The following is a 5,838-nucleotide window of genomic DNA, read 5'->3' on the forward strand; positions in this document are numbered from 1 at the left end:
GCGGGGACCNTCCCCCCCGCCCGCAGGCCGGCAACCCCAAACCCCGCCTGTTCCGCGCCGTGGAGGCCCAGGGCGTGATCAACCGCTTCGGCTTCAACAATGACGGGCTGGACGCCTTCGCCCAGCGGCTGGAGGCCCGCCGTGCCGCCGGCCACACCGGCATCGTCGGTGCCAACGTCGGCAAGAACAAGACGACGGAGGACGCCGCCGCCGACTACATCATCGGCATCCGCCGGCTGGCGTCGTTGGCCGACTATCTGGTGGTCAACGTCTCCTCCCCCAACACGCCGGGCCTGCGGGCGCTGCAGGGCCGCCAGGCCCTGACCGACCTGCTGACGGCCTGCCTGGAGGCGCGGGGCGCCAGCCGCGTCCCCCTGCTGCTGAAGGTGGCGCCGGACCTGACGGAGGAGGATAAGGTCGACGTCGCGGAGGTGGCGATGGCCAGCGGCATCGATGGCCTGATCGTCACCAACACCACGCTGGAGCGCCCCGACAGCCTGCCGCCCGAACTGCGCGCGGAAACCGGCGGCCTGAGCGGCCAGCCGCTGTTCGAGAAGTCCACCGCCGTGCTGCGCGACTTCTATCGCCTGACGCGGGGCAAGCTGCCGCTGGTGGGCGTGGGCGGCATCGGTTCCGGCGCCCAGGCCTATGCCAAGATCCGCGCCGGCGCCAGCCTGGTGCAGCTCTATTCCGCCCTGATCTATCAAGGCCCTGGCCTGGTCACCACGATCAAGCGCGACCTGGCCGCCCTGCTGCGCGCCGACGGCTACACCACCATCACCCAGGCCGTCGGGGCGGATCACAAGTAACGTATACGCTTCCAGCAAATCCCAGGCCCGCGACCGCGGGCCCCGGAGCGAGTACCGAAGGGCGCAGCGAGGATAGCCAAAGGGGCGGATGCCCCGCCGGCGACTGAGGAACCGTAACGATGCACGTGCTCCGTCACATCATCTTCGCCGCCTGCTACGTCGCCGTAGCGGTGGCCGTGGCCTTGGCGCTGCCACTGGCCAGTGTGGGCGTGGACCGGTCCTACGGCCTGCTGCTGGGCCTGGTGGTTTTCGTCTTCGGCGGCCTGCTGCATGAGTTCTACGCCCGCATGGAACAGGCGGAGCGGATGGAGCACCGGCTGGACCGGCTGCTGGACCGGCAGCGTGACGTGCTGGCCGCGCTGGATCGCCTGATGCGCCCGGCCGAGGCCGAGGGGGCCGTGGCCGCCGTGGTCAACGACGCCCGCATGCTGCGCACCCTGGCCGGGCAGATGCCGGCGGGAAGCACGCCGGCATCTCCGCCCCCCGGCCCGCCACCTCCTCCACCCGCCTCGGTGGCACCCCAGCCCCCCGTCGCGGCCATGCCCAGCCTGGGCTCCGCCTATGGCCCGCTGGAAGCCACCGAACCGGGGGCGCCCGACGACAGCGCCGTGATGAACGGCATCCGCGAGGCGTTGCGGTCCGACCGGGTGGACATCTTCCTGCAGCCCATCGTCAGCCTGCCGCAGCGCAAGCACCGCTTCTATGAGGTCTTCTCCCGCATCCGGCTGGAGGACGGGAGCTATCTCACGCCCGACCGCTACCTGGGCGTGGCGGCGCGCCACAACCTGCTGGCGCCCATCGACAACCTGCTGCTGTTCCGCTGCGTCCAGTTGCTGCGCGAGACGGAGAAGCGCCACCAGAACGTGGGCTTCTTCTGCAACATCTCCGCCGCCACCCTGAACGACGGCACGTTCATGCGGGAATTCGTCCAGTTCATGGGCCAGCATCCCAACCTGGTGCAGAAGATCATCTTCGAGCTGAGCCAGGCCGACCTGATGCAGGGCGACGTCTTCGCCACCGGTTTCCTGGACGGGCTGCGCAGCCTGGGCTTCCGCTTTTCCATGGATCAGGTCGACCGCTTCGACGTGGACTGGGACCAGCTGGCGGCGCATGAAATCCGCTTCGTCAAGCTGGACGCCGCCCGCCTGCTGGACCCCGATGGCCGCTTCGCCAACCCGGACAAGGTGACGCTGCTGAAGCGCCAGCTGGACCGCAACAACATCGACCTGATCGTGGAGAAGATCGAGACGGACCAGCAGCTGCTAGACCTGCTGGACCTCTACATCGACTTCGGCCAGGGCTATCTGTTCGGGGAACCGCGCATGGCCCGCCGCCTGCCTGCCTGACCCCTTTAGGCCCGAGACGCCTGCCTGAGACGCCCCATGACCATCACCATCCCCCTGCACACCGGCCTGTCCCAGCTGGCCGAGCGGTACGACGGCTTCATCCTGGACCTGTGGGGGGTGGTGCATGACGGCATCGCCCCCTACCCCGGCGTGCCGGAGTGCCTGAAGGCCCTGCGTGCCGCCGGCAAGCGGGTCTGCCTGCTGTCCAACGCGCCGCGCCGGGTGGACGCGGCGGCGGCGCGCCTGACGGAGATGGGCCTGACGCCCGACCATTACGACGCGCTGCTGACCTCCGGCGAGGCGACCCACGACGCGCTGCGCGATCCACCGGACGCCTGGCACGCCGCCCTGGGCCCCCGGCTGCTGCACATCGGGCCGGACCGCGACGCCGGCGTCTATCTGGACCTGGGCGACCGGACGCGGGTGGACCGGCCGGAGGACGCGGACTTCGTCATCAACACCGGCATCGTCGACTTCAGCGAAACGCTGGTGGATTACGAACCCATCCTGGCCGCCTGCGCCGCCCTGAAGCTGCCCATGGTCTGCGCCAACCCCGACCTGGTGGTGCATGTCGGCCCGCAACTGGTGATCTGCGCCGGAGAGCTGGCGCGGCGGTATGAGGAACTGGGCGGCGACGTGCGCCAGCACGGCAAGCCCTACCCGGGTGTCTACGCCCGCTGCTTCACGCTGCTGGGCGATATCCCCCGGTCGCGCGTCCTGGCGGTGGGGGACAGCCTGCGCACCGACATGGCCGGCGCCAACGCCGCCGGGATCGACGGTCTGCTGATCACCGGCGGCATCCACCGGGAAGAACTGGGCGTGGCCGACCCGCTGGCCGACCTGCCCGACCTGGGGCGCCTGGCCGACCTGGCGGCCCAGGCGGGCCTGCGCATCAGCGCCGCCATGAACCGCCTGGGGTGGTAGCGCCCCGTCTCCATCGAGGGGCGGCGGGCCCAGCCCCCTTGGCGGGTGTGTAACAGGCGGGTTAAAAGTGTAACGGATAGGCAAACGCTGCGGACAGGCGGTTTCAAGTGGCCAATAGTCGGGGGAATTCTACGATGTCGCGCAGGGTACGCCCTATGGAAACCAACGTCCTTCCCTCCCGGCCCCGCCTCACGCCCGGCATACCCGCCGGTGGCGTCATCGCCGCCGTCGTGGCCGTGGGTTCCCTGGCCTTCGCCCTGATCGGCGGCGTCAACCCGCACAACATGGCCCACAAGGTGAAGGTCAAGGTGGAGGGCATGTCGGCCATTCCCCCCATCCCGCCCATTCCCCCCATCCCCCCGATCTCCCCCGCGTCGCCCGCCGCGCCAGCGGCCCCCATCAGCCGGGCCGACGCCGACCAGATCCGCCGCGATGTGGAAGAGGCGATGCGTGGCCTGGACGTCGAGGCCATCAAGCAGGAGGCCAAGGCCGCGGCGATGGCCGCGCGGGCCGCCGCCCGCGATGCCCGCGCCGTGAGCGAAAGCAGCCAGGAATTCCCGGCGCAGCCGGTGCTGAACCTGTCCAACGTGACCGGCAACACCGTCATCCGCCCGTCCAGCAGCGCCACCACCATCGGCATCACCGCCAGCGGTGGGGCCGTGCGCGCCGCCGCCGAGGGGGGCACCCTGCAGGTCTCCGGCGCCAACCGGTCGACCGAGCTGACCATCACCGTGCCGACCAAGACCAAGCTGGTGGCCGCCGGCCTGACGGGTGAGTTGACGGTGGACGGCACCCTGGACGGCGACGTCGTGCTGGACGTGCGCAAGGCCGAGGTCTCGCTGAAGAAGGTCAAGTCGCTGCAAGCCAACATCGTCGAAAACGGCGACCTCAGCGTGGATGAGGTGGCGGAGTCGGTGAAGTTCGTCATCGCCGGCCATGGCGACCTGCATGTCGGCCGGGCGTCCGATGCCGAGGTCCGGGTGATGGGCCAGGCCGACATCTCGCTGGGCAGCATCGACAAGGCCTTGCGCCTGGCCGTCTATGGCAACGGCGACATTTCCGCCGACAAGGTGGATGGCGTGATCGAGGCCGTTATCAATGGCAAGGGCGACGTCCACATCAGCGACGGCTCCGCCGAGTCCCTGAAGGTCGCCGTCATGGGCCAGGGCGACTTCACCTTCGACGGCACCGCCAAGGACCCCAACCTTTTCATGGGCGGCAGCGGCACCATCACCGTCGCCAAGCACACCGGCTCGCCGCGCATCGGCAAGTCGGGCAGCGGCGAGATCATTCTGGGCGACCAATAGCCCAGCCGCGCCTCGGCCCTAGCGCCGATTGCGTCGGACGGACGCCCGTGCCTACACTAGCCCATTCGTAGAAGGAACCGGCCGCGCCTCATCCTTTCGGGGCATGGGGGACCGGGACGGCTAAAGGACGGGCGCAGCGTGCGGGTGGGGGCGGCGACACGGATTTGCCTGGGCTATGCCCTGTTGGGTGGGCTGTGGGTTCTGGGCTCCGACATTCTGCTGGAAGCGACCCTCGGCCCCGTCCATGCCGCATGGCTGGCCCCCGTCAAGGGCGTCGGCTTCGTGCTGGTGACCGCCCTGCTGCTGCATCGCGTGCTGCTGCGCACCTTCGCCATCGACGCCCGCAAGAGCCGGGACCTGGCGATCAGCGAGGCACGGTACAGCGCGCTGGCCGAGATGGCGCCTGTGGGCATCTTCCATGTCGATGGCACCGGTGACATCACCTATCGCAACCCCCGCCTGCGCGAGATCACTGGCATGCCGTCAGGCCTGGACCCGGGCGGCAGCTGGGAATGGTGGCTGATCCATCCCGAGGACCATAAGCGGGCCCAGTCGCGCTGGGTGGCCGCGACCCAGGCCGGCCAACGCTATGCGGAGGAATTCCGCGTGCGCCGGCCCGATGGCCGCGTCGTCTGGGTGCTGTGCGAGGCCGTGCCCGTCACGGCGCGCGAGGGGGAGCGGCTGGGCTATATCGGCGTGGCGGTCGACCTGACGGCCCAGTACCTGGCGGCCGAAGCGGTGCGCCAGGAAAAGGAGCGGTATGAGCTGGCGACCGCCGGTTCCGCCGTCGGCATCTGGGAATGGCACCTGCGCGACCGTGGCATGCACCTGTCCGCCCAGACCTTGACCCTGCTGCGCCTGCCGGCCGGCCCCCATGGTGCGCGCCGCGTCCTGGGCATGATCCCGCGGGCGGAGCGGGCCCGCGCCTTCGACCACGTCCGCACCCACCTGCGGCTGCGCCAGCCCTTCGACCTGGAACTGCCCATGGTGTGTGCCGACGGCCAAGCCCGGTGGTTCCATGCGCGCGGGCAGGGCGTCTGGCGGGAAGACGACGACGGCGCCCGGCCGACCCGCCTGCTGGGCTCGCTGGCCGACATCACGGTGCGCAAGGAGACGGAGGCCCAGCTGGCCCGCGCCCGGCACGACGCGGAAATGGCCAGCCGCAGCAAGACCGCCTTCCTGGCCAGCATGAGCCATGAGCTGCGCACGCCGCTCAACGCCATCATCGGCTTCAGCGAACTGATCACCCAGCAGACCTACGGCCCGGTGGGCGACGCCCGCTACGCCGACTATGCCGAGGACATCCGGGTCAGCGGCCTGCACCTGCTGGAACTGGTGAACGACATCCTGGACGTGGCCCGCATGGAGGCGGGACGGTTCGAGCTGGAGGACAAGGTGGTGGACATCGCCGGCGAGATCGCGGTGGCCGTGCGCCAGATCCAGGCCGGCAAC

At 70.0% G+C, this 5,838-nt stretch carries 5 protein-coding genes; all 5 read left to right on the forward strand.

The genetic code is table 11. The features are described from left to right. A partial coding sequence (locus I55_RS12540) for a quinone-dependent dihydroorotate dehydrogenase (protein WP_044560917.1) occupies positions 1–809 on the forward strand: 809 nt, incomplete at its 5' end. A gap of 119 nt (positions 810–928) precedes the next feature. Then, positions 929–2,155, forward strand: coding sequence for an EAL domain-containing protein (locus I55_RS12545; RefSeq protein ID WP_044560918.1), 1,227 nt, complete (start codon positions 929–931; stop codon positions 2,153–2,155). A gap of 36 nt (positions 2,156–2,191) precedes the next feature. Beyond that, positions 2,192–3,079 (forward strand): TIGR01459 family HAD-type hydrolase, encoded by an 888-nt coding sequence (locus I55_RS12550; RefSeq protein WP_044560919.1) that lies wholly within the window; start codon positions 2,192–2,194, stop codon positions 3,077–3,079. A 155-nt stretch (positions 3,080–3,234) separates the two neighbouring features. Continuing rightward, complete coding sequence (locus I55_RS12555) at positions 3,235–4,386, forward strand: DUF2807 domain-containing protein (protein WP_044560920.1); 1,152 nt, start codon at positions 3,235–3,237, stop codon at positions 4,384–4,386. A 138-nt stretch (positions 4,387–4,524) separates the two neighbouring features. Further along, the coding region (locus tag I55_RS12560; RefSeq protein WP_044560921.1) for a PAS domain-containing protein at positions 4,525–5,838 on the forward strand (1,314 nt) is incomplete at its 3' end.

The sequence above is a fragment of the Azospirillum sp. B4 genome (genome assembly GCF_000333275.1).
Classification (GTDB): domain Bacteria; phylum Pseudomonadota; class Alphaproteobacteria; order Azospirillales; family Azospirillaceae; genus Nitrospirillum.

Excerpts from the sequence above, each read along its gene's own strand:
- I55_RS12545 (WP_044560918.1), top strand. The coding sequence starts at position 929 with ATGCACGTGCTCCGTCACATCATCTTCGCCGCCTGCTACGTCGCCGTA.
- I55_RS12550 (WP_044560919.1), top strand. The coding sequence starts at position 2,192 with ATGACCATCACCATCCCCCTGCACACCGGCCTGTCCCAGCTGGCCGAG.
- I55_RS12555 (WP_044560920.1), top strand. The coding sequence starts at position 3,235 with ATGGAAACCAACGTCCTTCCCTCCCGGCCCCGCCTCACGCCCGGCATA.